This is a genomic window from Shewanella sp. 1180_01, from assembly GCF_052850535.1.
The window spans coordinates 32,860-53,767 of sequence record NZ_VXCT01000035.1 but is presented as its reverse complement, the minus strand read 5'-3'; the positions used below and the strand labels follow the sequence as shown (position 1 = coordinate 53,767).

16 protein-coding genes are annotated in these 20,908 nt (G+C 43.4%); 13 read left to right on the top strand and 3 right to left on the bottom strand.

All coding sequences use genetic code 11. The annotated features are described in order from the left end of the window. Positions 1-773 precede the first annotated feature (773 nt). On the bottom strand, positions 774-2,135 hold the full coding sequence (locus tag FW758_RS16720; protein ID WP_446445967.1) for an ATP-binding protein: 1,362 nt from the start codon (positions 2,133-2,135) through the stop codon (positions 774-776). Positions 2,136-2,832: 697 nt separating this feature from the next. Here FW758_RS16720 and FW758_RS16715 point away from each other — a divergent pair. From FW758_RS16715 to FW758_RS16700, 4 genes are all read left to right on the top strand, one after another. Further along, entirely contained in the window at positions 2,833-3,939 is a 1,107-nt protein-coding gene (locus FW758_RS16715; RefSeq protein WP_446445966.1) for a nucleotidyltransferase domain-containing protein, read from the top strand. Between the two features lies 1 nt (position 3,940). Continuing rightward, positions 3,941-4,705, top strand: a complete 765-nt coding sequence (locus FW758_RS16710) for a hypothetical protein (protein ID WP_446445965.1) — start codon at positions 3,941-3,943, stop codon at positions 4,703-4,705. Positions 4,706-4,727: 22 nt separating this feature from the next. Continuing rightward, positions 4,728-6,146, top strand: a complete 1,419-nt coding sequence (locus FW758_RS16705; protein ID WP_446445964.1) for a ThiF family adenylyltransferase — start codon at positions 4,728-4,730, stop codon at positions 6,144-6,146. 125 nt (positions 6,147-6,271) lie between these two features. Beyond that, positions 6,272-7,867, top strand: coding sequence for an SAVED domain-containing protein (locus FW758_RS16700; protein WP_446445963.1), 1,596 nt, complete (start codon positions 6,272-6,274; stop codon positions 7,865-7,867). A 306-nt stretch (positions 7,868-8,173) separates the two neighbouring features. Here FW758_RS16700 and FW758_RS16695 read toward each other — a convergent pair whose 3' ends face one another. Next, positions 8,174-8,815 (bottom strand): DUF2971 domain-containing protein, encoded by a 642-nt coding sequence (locus tag FW758_RS16695; protein WP_446445962.1) that lies wholly within the window; start codon positions 8,813-8,815, stop codon positions 8,174-8,176. 1,227 nt (positions 8,816-10,042) lie between these two features. On the opposite strand from FW758_RS16695, the gene FW758_RS16690 reads away from it, so the two are divergent. The 4 genes from FW758_RS16690 (at position 10,043) to FW758_RS16675 (ending at position 14,427) form a co-directional block, all read left to right on the top strand. Then, positions 10,043-11,602 (top strand): ABC-F family ATP-binding cassette domain-containing protein, encoded by a 1,560-nt coding sequence (locus FW758_RS16690; protein ID WP_446445961.1) that lies wholly within the window; start codon positions 10,043-10,045, stop codon positions 11,600-11,602. An 11-nt stretch (positions 11,603-11,613) separates the two neighbouring features. Beyond that, positions 11,614-12,768, top strand: a complete 1,155-nt coding sequence (locus FW758_RS16685) for an MFS transporter (protein WP_446445960.1) — start codon at positions 11,614-11,616, stop codon at positions 12,766-12,768. Positions 12,769-12,835: 67 nt separating this feature from the next. Next, positions 12,836-13,522, top strand: coding sequence for a class I SAM-dependent methyltransferase (locus tag FW758_RS16680; protein WP_446445959.1), 687 nt, complete (start codon positions 12,836-12,838; stop codon positions 13,520-13,522). A gap of 257 nt (positions 13,523-13,779) precedes the next feature. Next, positions 13,780-14,427: a CatB-related O-acetyltransferase gene (locus FW758_RS16675; protein WP_446445958.1), complete on the top strand. Its 648-nt coding sequence runs from the start codon at positions 13,780-13,782 to the stop codon at positions 14,425-14,427. Positions 14,428-14,473: 46 nt separating this feature from the next. On the opposite strand, the gene FW758_RS16670 is transcribed toward FW758_RS16675, so the two are convergent. After that, positions 14,474-15,394, bottom strand: a complete 921-nt coding sequence (locus tag FW758_RS16670) for a LysR family transcriptional regulator (RefSeq protein WP_261272312.1) — start codon at positions 15,392-15,394, stop codon at positions 14,474-14,476. A gap of 184 nt (positions 15,395-15,578) precedes the next feature. Here FW758_RS16670 and FW758_RS16665 point away from each other — a divergent pair, with 184 nt between their 5' ends. The 5 genes from FW758_RS16665 to FW758_RS16645 all read left to right on the top strand — a co-directional run bounded on the left by FW758_RS16665 (position 15,579) and on the right by FW758_RS16645 (position 20,900). Further along, positions 15,579-16,328: a 3-oxoacyl-ACP reductase family protein gene (locus FW758_RS16665; RefSeq protein ID WP_446445957.1), complete on the top strand. Its 750-nt coding sequence runs from the start codon at positions 15,579-15,581 to the stop codon at positions 16,326-16,328. 196 nt (positions 16,329-16,524) lie between these two features. Then, complete coding sequence (locus FW758_RS16660; protein WP_311998845.1) at positions 16,525-16,953, top strand: hypothetical protein; 429 nt, start codon at positions 16,525-16,527, stop codon at positions 16,951-16,953. 278 nt (positions 16,954-17,231) lie between these two features. Then, complete coding sequence (locus FW758_RS16655) at positions 17,232-19,343, top strand: protein-disulfide reductase DsbD family protein (RefSeq protein ID WP_446445956.1); 2,112 nt, start codon at positions 17,232-17,234, stop codon at positions 19,341-19,343. Positions 19,344-19,465: 122 nt separating this feature from the next. Next, positions 19,466-20,350, top strand: a complete 885-nt coding sequence (locus tag FW758_RS16650; RefSeq protein WP_446445955.1) for a DsbA family protein — start codon at positions 19,466-19,468, stop codon at positions 20,348-20,350. 25 nt (positions 20,351-20,375) lie between these two features. Further along, positions 20,376-20,900 (top strand): protein disulfide oxidoreductase, encoded by a 525-nt coding sequence (locus tag FW758_RS16645; RefSeq protein WP_446445954.1) that lies wholly within the window; start codon positions 20,376-20,378, stop codon positions 20,898-20,900. The last annotated feature ends 8 nt before the right edge of the window (positions 20,901-20,908 follow it).

Here is a 20,908-nt window from a genome sequence, read left to right as displayed (position 1 = left end):
TGGTATCCTGCGTATTCCGGCGATTGCGATCGGTCGTTTCGGTTTAAACCGATCACCTAAATCATCTTTTTTCTCTAGCTCGGTAACTGCTCTATGCATTACTCTCGATAATTGCTCCTGCATTATTCTACCTTTGGCCATCCATGGTACCTCCTGAATCCTTTCAGTCGTGCTTCGCTCTACCTGCTATATTTGACTCACGGGTTTTAAGCGTTCCAGACGCTTTAATGACATTTCCCATATCTCTATGGGTTAGGTGGGGAGGAAATGTCTTATTTTGTATGTTCTTTAGGTTTATTTTATAAGTGTATAGTGACCTGCCGAATAGGCAGCTGAAAATAATACTAAACGTGAGAATGCCGCGATGTATTAGTGACCTGCCGAAAAGGCAGCTGAAAATAAAAACAATCGTTTCGACGTTTATGTTAATACAGTAAACTGCCGGATAGGCAGTAAAAGCCTCTTCTTACCCTATGTAGGAAGAGGCTTTTTATTGGCAATGCCCCAATTTTCGCTGGATAATTGTTTGAGTGGAAAAGTGCCTTTTTAAGCTATTCATAGCCATTAAAAAGCTAAAGTTTTATCAAATTTGATGAAAATCACTACCAACAAGACGGTAGAAGTGACAATAAATATTGATCAATCTCTAGTAAGCTTTGGGACAAAACCTTGTTAGATTTTTTATCTCTAACTCATTGGTTTCAGATTAATATTTCTATGGATTAACGCTTCAATAAGAGGCGGATAATCGTGAACGAAGTGAGCAATGCCAACTATTCGTTCGACTTGATTGACTTAGCTTTTGTAGCCTCTTTATCATTAAGAGTTTTCTTAGTAGCGATACCTTGAGACACGGAAAGATTCTTACGCATCAATCCGAAAACAGAGTTCAAAATTTCGTTAAGTTCTGCTTGCGATAGTCGCTTTTTAGTATTTTCTTCATCTTTATACTTAAAGAAAGCTAATGCAAATGTCCTATAGAATGGATCTGAAAAGCTATATTTGTGGGAATCTTCGTCGTATTTAATTAATTCACCATATTTTTCACTTATAAGGTTTTCTAAAATATTTAATATTTGCTTCTCATTATAACTTAAATCTCTAGACTTCAGTTCAGTCAGTAGTTCAGGGAGTTTAGTGCCATTTTGATCTACTCTGGATAAGGAGTAAATGATGTCGTCTGAATCCTTTAACTTAAGTGAATTATCAAATGCACGTTTAATTGTATCTGACTCTAATTCTAAATATTCAGATACAGCGTACGAAATATTCGAATAATCAAAGTTAATATCATCAAATTCTGAAACGGTATTGTAAACATCCAATTCTTCGCACATCAAAGAGCATAATTGGTGACAGATAGAAGCTACACCATTAGAATGGTGACAAATGTCACCTATTAGTTCTTTATCTATTTTAATGTTTAGTAAGTTGCAACCATTACTAACAATTTGTGCAATTTCAATATCATTCATTAGGGGTACATGAATTTCAGCTAGCCGCCTCCTCATCTCAGAATCATATTGTACTACCTGTCTTGCCGTATTCACGGCTCCAACAGCTACTATTTTTAATTCAGGATACGTATCGGATAAATCCATAAAGAGCTTCATTAATTGAGTTAGCCGCTTTTTATCTTCACCTTCAATTTTATGGAAATCTTCAAGCACCCAACAGTATTTGGCTTCACCAAACAACTTGGCTAAATTAGAACCTGTAAGTTGTGGCGGGATATATCGCTTTGATTTTGATTGGGAAGAATCTTCTTTTTTTAAAGTTAGATGATATTTAATTAAATGGAAGTTAGCCTTAACACCTGCGTCAACTGAAATTTTTCCACTTGTAACTTTCTCATCAACGTAGAAAGACTCAAGTTGATCAAAGGCATCCAGAATTACACTATCAAAAGACATTCCTTTCATGCAGTTTGTTTTTATATGCCTTTCATAAACTTGTTGAAGTTTATTTTCGAGGAGTGTTGTTTTACCTGACCCTGAATGACCGTAGACAACAACTTGTTTACCTCTTGTTTTTAGTGCACGCACAATACGTTTGTTTATTGTTTCTCGTTCAACAAAATTAACCCTTGCTGGCGAAGAAGGTGTAAATATCTCTTCTACTGAATATTTTTTCATTTTATCTTAATTCTCTAGCCTTAGTAGAAAGCTACATTTTATTGGTGCGCATGCGCGTTTATCACGTTAGACCAGTGAAAACGCGCACAGTTAACTGTTTGTATTGCAAAGAACTTATCAGTTTTCTATCAAATACACCATCTGGAAAAATGAGCATGCGCGTTTTGTAAACCTATTAACCAAACGCAGGTCTGCATAATGAATTGATTTTATAGGATTTTAATTTTAAGTTGAATTAATGCGCCCTGATATTGTCTTCAAATCGCCCTAAATTATCTAAATTTAAATACAACTGTACATTGTGAGTCGCTTTACGGTCGGGCCAAACATTGAGTAAATAGATGAGAATTGCAGGGCAACTGGTTAGGAAATTTTCGATTAAGCTAACGAGTAAAACGCAGAATGGGGCATGGATCAGTCTGGGGCAGACTGATTCACTGGCTCATTTTTGGGCAGAAATGTGTCAGTAATTTCGCTAAATAAACAATCTATGAATTATTACAGATATGTTAAAGCCAGTTGACTGCGTGTACGGTATGAATGCTGAAGATCATCCAATTTCTATGGCTTTTTTTCAGTTTGGTTCTACTTTTCATTATTTTACAAACTGCCCTTTTTTTATTCAATTACTTGAGTTTTGATGTATATATCTCCATATTGTCTTTGATTCATTACATCATCAAGGGACCAGTGATCAATGACTATTCAAAGCCATTTCGACAAATTCAATAAGAAAATCTACCTAACCAGCTATTCAGAAGGATATAAGAAGGCAAAGGAAAAGGATAATAGCATTTTCGAGGACATCAAAACCGCTTTCAAAGAAGCTGGCTATCCTGTAATCGACTCATTCATGCAAGGGTCATTTGCAGTAAACACTGCCATCAACAGTCTGGATGGTGATTTTGACATAGATCGCGGAATCGTCATTGATGCACAGAAAGCACCTGAAGATCCAGTTGCTCCGAAGAAAGTAATCAAAGAAGTTTTAGATAAGCGTAACTTCAAGAATCCGAGAATTAAAAATCCCTGCGTCACAGCTGATTACACATCGATCAACCTGCATATCGACTATACAGTATACAAAAAAGAGACCTCCTTCTTTGGTGATGATAACTACTACTTAGCTGTAGGTAAAAATGGTTCATGTGATGATCATAAGGAATGGTCAGAGTCTGATCAAAAAGGACTTATTGAGTGGATCGATAGTGTTGATGACTTTGTTTTTGGGGCTACTGTAAAACGCAAGCAGCTTAAACGTTTGATCAGATACATAAAACGCTGGAGAGATGTTAACTTTAATTCCGAAGGGGTAAGAAAGAAGATCTTCTCCATTGGCCTAACCGTCATGCTAAAAGAGCAATATAGCCCTAACCCACTGTCAGCCGAGGTGGATGACGATCTTCAAGCGTTAAAAAGCGCGGTTGATGCAATTCTCGATGCTGACTACATTTCATCTCCATGGGGAACAAACGATTACCGCGTTTATGTCAGGTTACCCAAAAAGCCTAATCGAGATATTTTCCAACACAAAGTGGAAGGTGGACAAGCCGATGGTAGTGACTTAAATGTTGGTACCCAATTGCGAAACAAGCTACTCAAGCTTCAGGAGGAACTTCAAAAAGCATTGGACGAGACGGACGAAGTAAAACAGTGTGAAATATTGAATAAGCTTTTTGGTGACGATTTCGAGGTACCCAAGCAAGAAAAGCAAACATCATCCAAAGTTGCTTCATCATTCATGTCAGCGGGAGTCGCCTCCCTCAGCACGGCAGGAGCTTCCGGTACGTCACAAGGAGCGTAATGTGGACTACGCATCGGTTCTAGAATATTTCCTCGATAGTGATTACGAAGTTGAGCCCTCTAGCTACTTGGATCTAGATACTCTTTCAGTCAGCGTAGAAATTGATGGCCTCCTTGTCAGTTTGGTGCATTTCTATGTTAATGAATTACAGCAGTTACCGCACTTTTTTCTTAAGGACCCTGCATCTTTCGGGGTCTTGGCACACGTTCTGATAACTCAAAATTTTGGAGGACTTGGTTCAATTTGTGTGAATAACTTGGACTCAGTATCAGTCAATTTTGAAAGGCCGGAACTGGCCTTTGAGGAATCCATAAGGCGGCATGTTGAATTGCTACGCTCACTCATTACAGACTCCGAATTTAACCAGAGTGAGTTGCTTAGGGAATTCAGCACAAATTGGTACTCGAACACTAAGAGCATGATGAGTAAATCGCCAAAGAAACTTTACTGCACGTCATGCGCAGCCAATTTTACTCAACTGGATATTTACAAACCTATTTCACCAGATAGCGTTATGAGCATTCCCGCATCTTTCACTGCCATGCCAATTGAAGGGAATGATCAAAATGTGGCGTGCTTTTTCAAGATAGGTTCACGGCAGCAGCAAAAAGATGCCACTGGCTGTATTCTTCCGCTGCAATCCATAGACCCAGTCATTCCTCACAATGCTGACGGATTGAAGACATGGCTACTTGACGCCCTCCAAAGGCTCCCTCATGAAATAAAAATCAGGGTAGACAAGGAATTTGTTTCCTATCAGAGCTAAAGAGTTCTGGCTAGTGTTGAACATGGCAACACCATCAGGCAAAACTTGGGTTGGGGTAAAGCTCAGTTTGGATAAGAAGCGGGCATTTCCCCTTACCTTTGAAAAAATTAGGTCATGGAAAATCGAGCCGATCTTCGTTGAGGTCTTCAACAAAGAGCTAATGTTGCCACGTAGTGGTGCCAACCCATCTCTTGAAAACAAGAAAGTATTGCTGATTGGCTGTGGTTCGGTAGGAAGTGAAATAGCACATAAGCTGGGATCAGCAGGAATTGGCCGTATAGATATTGTTGATCCGGACAAATTTAGTACGTCCAACTTGTATCGACATACCCTCAACGGTAACATGACAGACTGGCCGAAGGCTCTTGCTGTAGCCTTTCAGTTGCAAGAAAAGTTTCCATGGCTGAAAGTTAATAGTTACTACAATTCTTTACTCGATTACAGAAAATCCGATATTTTAAGTGCTTATGATCTTGTCGTCATAGCCATAGGCGCACCAACTCATGAACGTCTATTCCACGATTATCTCGTGAAGTCAGGTGTTAAAGTCCCTGTAATTTATAATTGGCTTGAAGGCTACGGAATCGGAGGACATGCAGTTCTAGATATTCCGGGTCAACCGGGGTGTTTGCGATGTGCGTATGTTGAGCCGAATACTGGAATTCGCGGCCTAGCATCCAACCTCAATTTCATAGAACCCAACCAGAATGTAGTTAAAAACTACGCTGGCTGTGGTGAGATGTTTATACCATATGGCGCAATCAGCTCCACACAAACAGCGCTTATCGCAGTAGATCTGGCTGTCGGATATCTGGAAGGGAAGTTGACTGAGTCAACGAAAGTTAGCTGGAAAGGCGATAGCTTAGATGCAAAGCACGAAGGACTTAATCTGACTCCAAGATATCAAATTTTCACATCCTCTCTAAAGAAGCATCCTTTACGGCATCCTTTGTGTGATGTATGCCAGCCAAAGGAGTTCATCACTTATCAAAGCAAATGTGGAAAGCGCCTTTATCTGCCTCAGACTCTTAACCAAAAATTGTGTACCTACCGACAACAAGAACCAGAGTCTGTGGAGTCAGCTGGACTTTTAATCGGGTACTACAACCAGAAAGATGAAGTTTTGATAGATACCTTTACTACTCCAAAAGCATCGGACCACAGAACCCGGACTACATTCAAGTTGGAGTCACATTCTCATCAGGCTGAAATTGAAAAAGCCTATACCATATCAGATCAGTTACTGGGCTATGTAGGAACCTGGCACACTCACCCCGAAAATATACCGCACCCTTCAAACCCTGATAAAACTGACTGGCGAACTCATGAAGAGGACAACCACGATCGTCCACTATTTTTTATTGTAGTAGGCATTAAGACAACGTCAGTCTACACCTTAGAAAAAGGGAATGTCATCGAACTATCTATCGTTCCTAAGTAGTACAGTTAACTATGTGGAAACGCATTAAATTACTGTTCTATATCGTATGATGAACATCAACTTTGACAGTGGATGTGATGTTAACCATCAATAATAATTAATTAGAAAAATATCGAGGAAAGTGAATGGGTAATAAAGTCGATCAGTTTTGTAATCAGGCATCTAGCTCTCCAATTGATTCGCTGGATAATTTTAATCATTTTATCACAAACCTAAAAAAGCTAGTAAATTGGGATGATGTGGGAATTCTTACTGATAACGATGATAAAAATACCATCATTTTACTCAGCTTTAATGGAGAAGTAATTGCTACATTAAGATTGTGTTTGGAGCCTCATGAAAGCGTAAAGAGTTTGATGGCGTTACTACCTGATAGCAAAGAACATGTTACTTACAGAAATATTCAAGGTTATCAAATAAATAGTGATGATCTGTTGACGCTTTGCACAATAAGTAGAATATGGGTTCAAGCCGCCAAGCAAGGAGCAGAGTTTCAAATTAATGAACTTGGAAATTTATTCTCACGGTTCGAAGATGAACGGAAAATAAAAGGCAGAGGGAAAGGCTTTACTGAAGCTACTAAAAATATTGTTTGGAGAGAAAGCTATGGTCGTTGTATGTTCACCGGGTGTGGTGAAAAAATAGACTACGATTCAGTTTCCGGTACGACTGGTAACTATGCTTATTTAGCCCACAACGTAGCGTCTTCTGAACAAGGTGCCAGAGGAATTACAGAACTATCCAATAAACTTTCAAACGATCCTAACAATATTTTACTTCTTTGCGACAAACATCACCGACTTATAGATAAAGTAGCAGCGAGTGACTATACCGCGCCAATGTTATCTGTAATGAAAAAAGAATTTAGTATTGTTGCTAATAGCTTACTTGATGGCCTTAAATACCAGCCAATTCCTGTTTACGCAGTGCTGTGGCCAGTAAACTCCCAAACGATTTCATCACCATCCTATCTTCAGATAGCCGGTAGCTTATCCAGAATTAAACGCAGAATGCACGAACAGATAAACATTTTGAGCGACAACGAAGACTTACTAATTAACTCTCCAGATGTACTTTGGCAATTGATGCCTAATGTAATTCAAAGTGCAGCGGACAAGATCATTCAACAAACAAAGGGGTTTGATTTCAATGCTGCTTTATTTGGCTTCGGTCCCACATCTGCACTTATTGGGTTAGGAGCTAAGCTTGGTAATAAAAATGATGTTACTCCTATGCTACGTTTTAGGGAAAGTGGGAATTGGTCTTGGCCTAATGATGTTGCCGTAGGGAGTTTTTATGATATTGAAGGCCTAGACGATTTAAAAGAAAATGCTCATGTCATCATAAACATCGCCTTAACTGCCGAGCCCAAAAGTCTCATTGAAGCTTCGAAAGCTATCGGTGCTAAAAAAAATGCTCAGGTCATTACTATAAGAGCCAAAAAAGCATATATGGGTAACGGTGCAATTTCACACCCTGAAGATGGAAAAGCTTTGACTGTCGAACTCCAGTCTATTTTTCACAAACTAAAATCAGAGTGTTGTGTTCAAACAGTACACTTATTTACTTGCGTATCAAACGCAGCCGCTGTTTTCATTGGTCAGGCTTATGACACTCATCATCCAGAAGTTATCATTTATGATTTTGATAGCAGTACGATGGTACCAAGACTGCAATTGAAGAATGAGAACCATAAATGCCAAGTATCAACTGCTCAATAGTAAATGTTGTACATGGGAAGTAGTCTCTAAACATACATGACAAGCGCATAGAACTGATTGTAGCGGTGAAGAAAATTGGCAGCTATAGACAGATGGGATTGCTAGGTGCTGGATTTCAGCAAGAAAATAAGCCTCACTCTCGAATTTTTCTCTTAGTTATTTATTATTTTTATTAAGTGAACTATCAAAAAAATTTAATTGCAATAAATCTATTCCGTGTAGGTTTCTTTCTTAGTTTTTCCGGAAAGCCCAGTGTAGTGTTTCTTAAACATAACGGGCGCAGCAGGCACGTAGTTGATTGATTTGTTAGGTTCGTTCACTTTTTTTGCTCTGATCCCATACAATACGAAAGTCTCGGAATGATGGCCTAGTAACTTTTGTTATTACGCTATTATTGCCGCTTTTATAAGCCGAAGAAATATCGGCAAACTTTAACTCCGACTTGCAACCTATATAGACCTCTTTAAGAACCATCTCGTCACTAAAACTCTCAAAGCGCAACCCGTCACCATTTATTTGGTTACTGTTTAAATCTACTATTAGCCTTCGCTCTTGCTCATAGCTCCAGTGGTTAAATTTTGTAGTAAGCAGTTTTTCATTACAGTCTGGTTGATCTAAGGTCTCCCGAGCGAGCCGCTCTGCAACATACTTAACTTTCTTTAGTTTCTTTTCCGGGATATCAAAACCTAAACAAACTCCTTTATGATTATCAGCATAATGCGCCCATTGAACCGGGTTGTACTTATCTTCGCTAAAACAAAGCAAACCGTACCTTTTTGATATTTGAGACTTTTCGAAATTTACTGTCTTTCTTACGCCTTTATCTTGCAACTCAATTCCGAGCAACTCAAACGGGTCATTAACATTAGAGAAATCAGACACTTTTAGGCGTCTATTTCTCAAGTTTTCAATGCCATATTCAGCAGAGGTAAAGTAGTAAACAATCATTTATTGCTAGAGCACCTAACGTCTTAGTATTTATGCGCTGCGCTGTTTGCAGGGCATAAATCGCTTGTTGGACTTGGCACTGCCACATCCGTGTAAATGGGTATAAATCATGCTATAGGAATTTGCTTTTTTACGGTAGCGGTTTTTATACAGTTTGATGGGTAATTACTTGATATTGTGTTAGCTTTCTCATTATTGAATTCCCACGCCAGACAAATTGCTGACCCTGATTGACAGCATTATGACCTCGCATTCAGGCTGATACTCGTATGACATTTACTCATTAGCTTACGTGATTGCGGTTGGATAGAACTGATAAGGCCAAAACTCTGTAGCATTACTAAAATTAGGTCAACATACTGATGCTGTAGTGAGCTAGATGCCACTTTGCTAACGAGGAATGGGGCAATTTCGATTTAGAAATGGCAGCGCAACTATGCGATCGCTGCCATTTTAGTATCAAACTTATTGCTCCCCACAGTTACAGTTGAACAATTCACAGATAGAGAGTCATTAAAGACCGCTAAGAAATTTGCGCAAGATCTAGATTTAAGAAGATAGGTCGCTAGTAACGAATGCTGGATACTCAGTTAAGCAACTTTTCAATGCCCATTTTGATTCACTGGTGGCTAGATTAGCAATACAACCAATACTGTTTAGATCAATTGTCAGTTTGCAAAGGTTTAATAGTCATTTGTAGTAAAGTTACATTTTTCACTTGAGTTATTTTGTGGCTGTTCCTATTTGTCAGGCTATGGGTATATTTTATGTCAATGTATGGTTACATGATTTAGCTAAGTAATTGTTTCTTGGTATACTGCTATGCCATAGTTTGGTTTCAGCGACAGTTGTTACGTAGAGCGTACTAAGGGTTTGACTACAATTCTCGACTTCGCTAAAGTCGCCATCTGATTAGATTTTTGGTTATCTGCAATGTTGTACATCCTATTCAAGAAATTTGTCAGGAGACTGTGCTCCGCGCACTAACACGATGAAGTGTTGCTCGGGGCTTGATGTTTTCTGAATCTTCATCAGCTACAAGGTGATTCCCTGTCTTTAAGTGGAAGGGGGTCTTGTATCTGAACATTGCAGAAACTTGGCCGACGATGATGCTTCATCGTCGGCTTTTTTGTTTCTGATAAAAGTCAGAAGCAAAGTTTCAATGTTTCTTGAAACGAGGGGCCGGTATATCAACTGCCGCCCCTCGTTTTTTTTGGATGTAATACAATGAGTTTACTCAAAGTTCATAATCTAACTTATCACATTGGTGATAAAACCTTGTACCAGAATGCTGATTTCAATCTCTTTCCCGCTGAGCATGTTGGGGTAACGGGGAGTAATGGCGTCGGTAAAAGTACCTTACTTAAATTACTGCAAACACAGTTACTGCCAGACGGTGGCGATATCATTTGGCAACCCTCTGTGAAAGTGGGGTATCTGGACCAACACGCCCAAATGGATGCCCAGTTTCGGGTACGTGACTACCTTAAAACCGCCTTTTCTGAGTTGTACTTACTTGAAGCAGAAATGATGGCGATATACGCCTGCGCCGAAAAAAGCGCAGATGATAGCTACCTTGTGCGCGCCGCTGATATTCAGACTCAGCTCGAGAGCCAGTCATTTTACCAAGTTGATAACCATATCGACGCGGTCGCAGACGGACTCGGCATTACTCAGTTTGGTATGCACACAAGGCTTGGCGAGTTAAGTGGTGGGCAGCGTCATAAGGTGATGTTGGCGTCGTTGCTGTTGATGTCACCGGACGTGTTATTACTGGATGAGCCAACCAACTATTTAGATAGTGTTCATATTCAATGGTTAGCCGACTACCTTACTGATTTTAATGGTGCCTTTATGGTGGTGTCGCACGATCACGCCTTTTTGAATCGTATTGCCACTAGTATTTGCGACATAGATAGACAACAGATCCGCAAATACAAAGGTAATATCGATAAGGCTATGGCGCAAAAAGTTAGCGATGGTGCGGCTCATGCTAAGCAATATCTGGCGCAGAAAAAACACATAGATAAACTGGAGCAGTTCATTGCGAAAAATGGCGCTGGTGTCAATGCCAGCATTGCCAATGGTCGTAAAAAACAGCTAACCCGCATAACGAAGCTCGCCGCGCCGGAATTAGATAAGCCAATATCGATAGCGTTTAAACATACGACCCATAATGCCCAGCAAGTGCTGAGTGCAACTGACCTGCTAATTGGTTATTCGCGGCCACTGCTCCCCGCCATCGCACTTAGCATTAGCCGTGGCGAAAAGGTGCTGATCACAGGTTTTAACGGCATAGGTAAATCTACCTTGTTGAAAACCTTGGTGGGCGAGTTGGCGCCAGTTGCTGGGCAAATAGCAATTTCTACGGGGGTTAAACTTGGCTATTTCGAGCAGGAATTACATTGGCCATATCCAGACGCCACAGCAGCCAATCTCATTAAATCTGCATGTGGTGGGCTCGATGATAAAGCGGTCAGACAACAATTAGCCCAGTTTGGGGTGTCAGGAAAACTCGCTATGCAGCCTATTCGTACCCTTAGTGGCGGTGAGCAAACGAAGGTAAAGCTTTGCCGATTGGCACAAAATCCGACTAACTTGTTAGTACTGGATGAGCCTACAACACATTTAGATGTCACTGTAAAAGCAGCACTTAAGCAGGCCTTGATTGAATACTCTGGGACTATCATTGTGGTGTCTCATGAGCGTAGTTTTGTCGCCGACTGGCCAGACAGAATTGTGGACATTCAAAACATTATCACCGCACAAGATGCTGAAATTATTTAGGTTATCAAACCATGTTATTAAAAGTTTTATTATTTTTCATTGCTTTTTTAGTCGGTGCAGATGAGCTGATGCTAGGGCCAATCTTAGTACCTATTGGTTATGATTTAGGAGTTCAACCTGAACGCGTGACCTTATTCATTACCGCCTATAGCGTGGCACTGGCGATAGTGGCACCAGCACTGGGCGTGTTATCTGACCGCCTTGGACGCATGCGAGTGATGTTACCTGCAGCCTTACTGTTTGGCGCGGCTTCTATCACAACCGGATTGGTTAGCTCATTTGAGTGGGGGCTGACGACACGGGTACTGACGGGTATTGCTAGCGCAGGCATGTTACCGATTGCTTTTGCGATGGCCGCAGATGCTTCAACTAACGCTAGCAACGATGCGATGAAGCGTATCGCATGGGTTCAATCAGGGCTGACGCTTGGTATGATCTCTAGCCCAGCGCTTGGGGCATTGTTGGCTGAATGGCTCTCTTGGCGCGCCGCGTTTATGGTACTTGGCGTGTGTGCTTGGTGTGTTGCTGGCGCGCTCGCCGTGGTTTTCGTTCGTAGTAAAACGGTTGAAGCTCCCGCTATCCATGATGGCAATGAAAAGGTCACTAAAATCTGGGCTATTCCCGGGGCTATTGGCGCCTTACTGGCGATGTTTTTCGGCCTTGGCGGAGGCATCGGGTTATTCAATTTAGTTGGGCAGCATTTACGCGACACATTAGACATGAGTATTTGGTCCGTGGGTGTTATGTATGCTGTGTTAGGGGGGAGTAGCGTTATCGGCAATATGTTAATGCCGCGCGTGGCGGGCCGACTTGAAAGCGGCCGCCAAGTTATGCGACTGGCGTTAATTGCGTGCCTTATTGTCAGCATTGGATTTTATCTGTATCCCGCGCAGCAGCTATTAGTGCTGATATTACCGTTAGTCATGTGGTCGCTAGCGGGTGGCGTCGGTTCGCCAGCATTACAAAGTTATATTGCGCAACTATCTAACGCTCATCGCGGCATACTGATGTCGCTCGCCATGACTATGATGCACCTCGGGGTGGCTATCTGGTCTGGCGTAGCGGGATTTGCTTATAGCGTTGGACCAATAGGTATGGCCATTCTTGCTACTTTGTTATTTGGTTCCGCCATCGCTGTGTTACGCCCTGTGAAACAGGCTCAATAGCCGCGAATAAAAAGACGCACTAGTTTTTATCATGGTTTACAACCTATTGATTATGGATAGTTTAAAAATGAAACAAGTACACTTTGAAAATCCTGATGTAGTCCGCCGCTATGCCCAAGGCCCAACGGCATTTGTGCCAGCCTATGAGCAGATGCAGCGCATGACGGCTCAGCTTATAAAAGAAGGTATAGGTGACGTTGGTGAGCTGCTTGTGCTTGGCGCGGGCGGCGGATTCGAGCTCGAGGTCTTTGCTTCGCTGCAATCTCAATGGCGTTACACTGGCGTAGATCCAGCTGCAGAAATGTTAAACGCTGCCAAGGCGCGCCTCGCTGCTATCGATGCGAGTGAGCGAGTGAATTGGCATCATGGTTATATTACAGATGCCCCAGAAGGTCCATTTGATGCTGCAAGCTGTTTGCTCACGCTACACTTTGTCGCTGACGATGGTAGTAAGTTGCAAACTCTGCTCGAACTTAAAAAACGCCTAAAGCCTGGCGCGCCGTTTGTGCTGGTCGATTGTTGTATTGATATCTCATCACCAAGCGCTGAATTAATGTTGGCACGCTATCGAGATTTTGCGCTGGGTTCTGGTGCCGATCCGGAGCAGGTCAGCACCACCTGTGATCGCTTAGTCAATGTGCTAAAAATGGTCAGTCCGGCCCGTAACGAGGCGCTACTTAAGAGTGTGGGCTTTACCGATGTAGAGCTTTTTTATGCGGGCCTTTCATGGCGTGGTTGGCGTGCAACGGCTTAGTCATTGTCTAAACGTGTGACTTAACTAACCATCATAGCTTTGCAGCGGCGGGCTATGGTGGTTAACATGTCGGCTGGCATAGCTCATGTCGATATTTCAGCTTTATGGGCTATTTTCTTTTTGATACCCACTTATGACTTTTATATGAAACTCATTCCTCTACTAAAACAACCGCGTATTCACTGACTATTCTAATGTGAAACTTCTCATAACATGATGTCTTATATCTATTATTTTGTTTATAAAGAGGATTTGCAATGCAGAACAAGCATTGGTCAAAAGTTCAGTTATTGCATGAGGTGGTCACCAATCCCAATATCATAGTCAAAGGTCAGCATAGCTATTACAGTGATTGCTGGGATGCTGGCTTTGAGGGAGCAGCGGTGAGATATCTTCATGGCGATGAAGTGAGCCGTGAGTGGGAACCTAAGTGGCCTATCGATAAACTGTATATCGGTAACTATGTGTGTATCGCCGCCGAAGTTGTGATCTTAATGGGCGGAAATCATACGCATAGAGCGGATTGGTTTTGTTTATATCCCTTTATGGATTTCATCGAGGAGGCCTATGTAGGCAAAGGCGATACTCATATTGGTGATGGGGCTTGGTTAGGTATGAGATGTATGCTGATGCCTGGGGTGACGATAGGTGAAGGTGCGGTTGTTGCCGCAAATAGTGTCGTCACTCAAAATATCGAACCCTACAGTATTGTGGCGGGATCACCTGCGAAATTAATCAAGTATCGGTTTGATAAAGAAGTTATTAGTGAGTTACTGGCGTTAAAAATCTACGATTGGCCTGCCGAAAAGTTTGAAAGCTTAAAGCGGCATTTGTGTTCGGCGGATTTTGACGCGCTCAGCAAAGCGATCACTCTCTATGACCAATCCGTACATCAAAGTAAATAATCGTTAGTCCCGAAGTGAAAGGTCGCGCTCAGTCGAGGCCTTTCACTTATTCTGCCTTAAATCTGCTTTTTGGCGTTTTGGCTAATTCGGCCAGTGCTTCGATGATCACCCGTAGCTTGGGTTGGAGGTAAGGGGTTTTAAGCCAAATTAGGTGGATAGGTGTGTCGTCACTGGCGAGTTCGTCCAGTACTGAGATGAGTTCACCGGTTTTAAGATAGTCCTCAACTAGCCATATAGGCACTTGCGCTAAACCTACTCCCGCCAGTGTAGCCGCTAAAATGGCTTCGCAATCAGCGATTTCGTGGCGTACTGGAATATCATAGGCCTCGATGATCCCATCCTCATTTTTAAGTAACCAGCGATGTTGCTGCCCAAGCGGCCAGCCGACAATGCATTGGTGCTGGCTAAGATCTGCTTTGTCTTTTGGTGTGCCAAGTCGAGCAAAATAGGCGGGAGATGCGCAGATCACTCGGCGTTGTTCCCCTAATCTTCGGGCGACTAAATCCACAGTGTCGCCGAGTTGTCCGACACGCACTGCCAAATCAATCCCATCATTGAATAGATCGGTCGCCCTATCGTTAAAGGTGATGGATAACTCGAGCTTGGGATATTTTTGCGATAGTGATAATAGGGTTGGCAGTATATATCGCCGCCCAAACGTGACGGGTAAATCCACTCGCACTCGACCTGAGGGAATTTGCTGTTCGCTGCCGAGTCGGCTTTGTGCATTGTCTAGGATTGCCATAGCATTTTGGCAGTCTTTGAGGTACGAATCGCCATCATTGGTTAAGCTCACACGCCTTGTGGTGCGGTGCAGCAGCTTAGTACCTAAGCGGGTTTCTAGTCGTACTATGCTTTTACTGAGCGCCGAACCTGTCATGCCTAACGCCTGCGCCGCTAAGGTAAAACTGCCGAGCTGGGCAACTGTGACGAAATGGCGTATCTCAACAAATTGATTATTTATCACGGCAATTAATTCCTTGAAGGACTCAGTGATGGTCATTTTAGTGACTTAATCATGGGAAGTGAATCGCGTAAGCTACTACCACAGTATGAAAAAGAGCGTTAACTAACGGGCGATCGCCATTTTGTGATTGATTAACAACGCTTTTTTATACCATAGATTTTTATCCCTATTGAGTGAGCTAACTATGAAATCGTCGAATAATCTGCAAGGTAAAGTAGCTTTTGTACAAGGTGGTAGCCGTGGTATCGGTGCCGCCATCGTTAAGCGTTTAGCGAGTGACGGCGCAGCGGTTGCCTTCACTTATGTGTCATCTGAGGTGCAGTCGCAACTATTGGTGGATGAAGTTATATCGCAGGGTGGTCAAGCCATTGCCATTAAGGCTGACAGTACTGATCCAGAGGCGATCCGACGTGCGATTCGCGAGACCAAAGCGCATTTCGGTGGCTTAGATATAGTGGTTAATAATGCGGGCACGCTGATTTGGGATAGCATCGAAAATCTGACGCTAGAAGACTGGGAACGAACAATTAACACTAATGTGCGCAGTGTGTTTGTGGCGAGCCAAGAAGCCGTGCTGCACATGAATGACGGCGGCCGCATCATCAATATCGGTAGCACCAACGCTGAGCGCATTCCGTTTGTAGGTGGTGCGATTTACGGCATGAGTAAATCGGCATTAGTCGGTTTAGCCAAGGGACTAGCGCGGGATTTAGGCCCGCGTGCGATTACGGTGAACAACATTCAGCCTGGCCCTGTGGATACCGATATGAACCCTGATAACGGTGATTCATCTGAGCCAATCAAGGCGATGGGTGCCCTGGGTCGTTATGGTAAAGCCGAAGAGATTGCCAGTTTTGTCGCCTTTATCGCGGGTCCAGAAGCGGGTTACATCACTGGTGCGAGTTTGATGATTGATGGTGGGTTTTCAGCATAAGCTTTGTCTGTATCTATTTTTCAGGCAAGGCAAATTAATTTGCTTGTTGATGAACTATTGTTACAATCCGCCGGTCTTATCTTCAGCTATCTGTTGAAAGACACTCATTTTTTATCTTTATTATCAAAGAATAAGACGAAGAGAAATCCAAATTTTTACGTTATTGACTAAGAAAACAGGCAACTTATGGGGCGTGATGGTGTTTACCATTCTGACCTTGTTCTGTTTGACTCAAAACAGTGGAATACTTAACTTGTTGCTCAAGGAGTCGAGCGCGCAAGCGATGTCGGCTACGTCTTTTTCTGGTGCTGGTTTTGGCGCCAACTCAGTTTTAAACTCAAGTTCAGCTTTTAATAGCAGCTCAGCTTCAAGCAATATGGCTAGTCACGTCGATGCCCAAGCGGCGGGTACTGAGCTGGTCAAAAGCGAGCCTAAAAAATGTGAATTGTCTGAGAAATCGATCCGAACCTGTATCGATGCACCGAGTCCCATTCCATTTCTTATCCTGTTGTTCCTACTGCCGTTACTTCACCGCGCCTCCCGCGTGATAACACTGTTACCCATACAAGGTTATCAAGCTAAACCTAGGCGAATACATCTCACTCTCTGTCGCTTTCAAGAATAGAAATAATTTACTTATCAAACTGATAGGTGAGTTTATTCTGGTGCTCATTCTCTAGCTCGATAGTTGGCTTTTCTTACCCGTTTACCGGTTGAAAGGACCATTACCCAGCTGCAGAACGTCCGCTTTACACATCCTATCTCCGATCAAATTTCTTGAATTAAGCCTGCTATCACATTGATTTTTCTTAAGCCATCACGCCCTTTGTAATGGGGGCAGAGTTAAGAAGTAAAGCAAGCATTTACAGGGCATAACGAACGGTTCATGCCAATGGGGACAAAATGAGTACATTAAAATCCATGTTAACCAGATTCTGGATACTCGCCTTGATAGTGACGAGCCCGTCGCTCATGGCGGCATCGACAGGATGGTTAGTTAACGATAATCACCCGCCAGCCAAAGTACGTTTTATGCTGACGGGCGAAGTTGATCCCGCAACGAACACTTTGCCCGCTGTGCTTGAAGTACAACTCGAGGGCGATTGGAAAACCTATTGGCGCAGTCCTGGGGAAGGCGGTATCGCGCCTACCATCAAGTGGGATGGCTCTCGCAATCTACAGCAAGTGGATTGGAGATGGCCAGCGCCAGAGGAATTCTCATTATTGGGATTACAAACCTTTGGTTACAAAGGTAATACCACCTTTCCATTAACCTTGAAAGTCGATGATATCGCTGCCCCAACTCAGTTGCGTGGCAAAGTGACCTTGTCGACCTGTACCACTATCTGTGTACTAACGGATTATCAGATTAGTCTCGACTTCACGCCCAATTTGCTGCAAGCAGATACCGATGCCATGTTGGCTTACAACAAGGCCGTGTCACTTGTGCCACAAAAAGTGTTGACCCAAGAGGGCCAGAATCCTGCCATGACAATGGGTTGGGATGCCGCCAAAGGTCAACTTGAAGTCAGACTCAATGATGCCAACTGGCAGAGTCCAACCGTGATTATCGATGGCGAGCCAGATACCACATTCAAGCTAGTGAGCTTAAAACCAAACGAAAGTGATGCTAACGGCAAGCAATTGGTCGGTATTTTCACTGGTCAAAGTTGGCTGGGCGAGCCTGAAGTTTTGGGTAAATCGCTGAACATGACTGTCGCCGATAGCGAGCGAGCGTTGGAATACAGCGCCGAAGTTAAGCCTGTGGTGATTACCCAAGCAAGTACCTCGATATTTGGCATGATTTTGTTAGCGCTTATCGGTGGTTTGATCTTAAACGTCATGCCCTGTGTGTTACCAGTACTCGGTATGAAGCTCAGTTCAGTGGTTGCTGCGCCTGATCTTAAGCGTAATCAAATCCGCCAACAGTTCATCGCATCAGCGCTGGGGATATTGGCCTCATTCTGGTTACTGGCTGGCTTTATCTTAATGCTTAAACTCACGGGTCAAGCGATTGGTTGGGGTGTGCAGTTCCAAAACCCTTGGTTTATCGGCTTTATGGCGCTGGTGACCACAGTTTTTGCCTTCAATATGTTAGGTGTGTTTGAGATCAACTTACCCTCTAACGTGCAAACCAAGTTGGCGACAACGGGCGGCAATAATAACAGCGGCCATTTTTTACAGGGCATGTTCGCCACGCTGCTGGCGACACCGTGCAGTGCACCATTTTTGGGGACTGCGGTCGCCTTCGCTTTGGGCGCCGATGTACTTAGCCTGTTTGCCATCTTTACCGCGTTGGCCGTGGGTATGGCGTTCCCTTGGTTGATTGTGGCGGCATTTCCGCAAGTGGCGGGTTATTTCCCTAAACCTGGTCGCTGGATGAACACAGTCAAAGTGTTTTTCTCCGGCATGTTGCTCATCACCAGTTTGTGGCTCATTAGCCTGTTGGCTAGCTTTATTGATGTGCTCTACCTGTGGCCGTTAGCGGGTGTCATTACACTGATATTTATGGTGTTTATGGCTAAGAAATATGGCGCGATTGCCATCGTGAGCTGCTTAGGTATCGGCATTTTACTGTCGGCGATTATCGCATTTATGACTGCGAACCAGTGGGCTAAACCTTTACCTGCGGATCTTGCTTGGACGCCATTGGATCAAGCATTGATTAATCAGCAGGTTGCCCAAGGCAAAACTGTGTTTGTTGATGTCACTGCCGATTGGTGCATTACCTGTAAGGCCAATAAAGTTGGCGTGATCTTGCAAGATCCTGTTTATAGCCTGTTGCAACAGTCGCATATTTTGCCGATGAAGGGCGATTGGACTACGCCTTCTGAGCCCATAACTCACTACCTGCAAAGCCATAATCGTTTCGGGGTGCCATTCAACGTGGTTTACGGCCCGGGTGCGCCGCAAGGGATTGAGTTGCCGGAAATTCTATCGACTGACCTTGTGCTTGCTGCGATTGAGCAGGCCTCAGCGTCCCCTGAAAAGTCATCCGTAGCGGCAGGGAAATAACGCTAACGACTAGCCGTTCACTCGGCAATATCACTGGCGAGTCTCATTCAATAGCGAGTCGAGTGACACTTAACAAATACTCAGGTCAGGAAGCCCCTGACCTGAAACAATGGACATCGATTATGAAACAGACAATTGAAGCACACAACATCACTGAATCAATGCGGAATACTCAAGTCAACGGAGGCACCAAAATGTCGAAATTTAGCTCTTTATTCAAACATCGCAAGTTGCAGATGTTTGCTGTCTCGGGTGTCGCCATGGCAATGCTGGTGGTTTCCTTGCCTTCGGTGAGCACTATGGCCTATGCCAAGGACAGCAGTTTATCGGCGGCGCAGCAGCAAGAGGTGCGAGCGATTCTTAAAGATGCCTTGATCAATGATCCTGACCTTATGAGGGAAGCGATTATTGCGTGGCAAGCAAGGGAGCAAGAGGGGGCAAATACAGCCATGCAAACCAATCTTGTGACTCATCATAAAGCTATGTATGAGACCAAAAGCGATCCGTGGAAGGGCGCTGCGACACCTGAGATTGAGATGGTGTACTTTACCGATTTTAACTGCCCATACTGCAAGAAAATCGAGCCTTCGCTGAACCAGCTGATTGAAGAATTTCCGCAGTTAAAAATCATAGTCAAAATGGTGCCACTGCAGGGCGAAGGCTCCAAAATAGCGGTCGATTTTGCCCAAACTGTTTGGTTAAACGAGCCTGAAAAGTATCTCAAGGTGAAGGATATGTTGATGTCGAGTCCGCGTGGACTCGATGCCGCCGCCATCGCTAAGGTCGCTAAACTGACGGCAACCGAGCGCTGGGTCGGCAACACAGATGAGCGTGTGGTTAAAATGGTCGATGACAATGTGAAATTAATGAATGAGTTAGGCATAGGTGGCACGCCAAGTATGATAGTGGCCGATACACTTATTCCCGGACTAGTGCCTTACGAAGTGTTAAAAGAGCAGCTCGAAGCCGCGATTGCCGCTAAAGATAAGACGCAGAAGAGCAGTTAAGATGCAGCCAAAGGAAACTGAAAATATGAGCGCCGAACAAGTTTCGATATCTTTACCTAAACGCATATTGGGCTGGATAAAGCAACTGGCACTTTTGCTGCTCATTGTCATTATCGTGACCAGCGTGATGGATATCTGGCGCGGCAAAGATATCCCACGGGATAATTTGCCACAGCTACAAGGGACGACGTTGGCTGGGGAGACGCTTGATATTGCCACGCTCAGCCAAGATCAGGCGGTATTGGTGTACTTCTGGGGCACTTGGTGCCCTGTGTGTAATTTTGTCAGCCCGGCGGTCAATCAAATGTCGGCCTATTACCCTGTGGTGACGGTTGCCATTAGTTCGGGTGAGGATGAGAAACTGAGAAAATATCTTCAGCATCAGGATTATGGCTTTGACACAATTAATGATAGTGACAGCAAGATTGCCCGTGATTGGTCATTGCAGTCGACGCCAACCATTATGATCTTTAAAGATGGTGAGTTAAAACACTACACGACTGGTTTTACTAGCCTGCCTGGTATGTGGTGGCGAATGATGTTCACTTAGAAGTGATA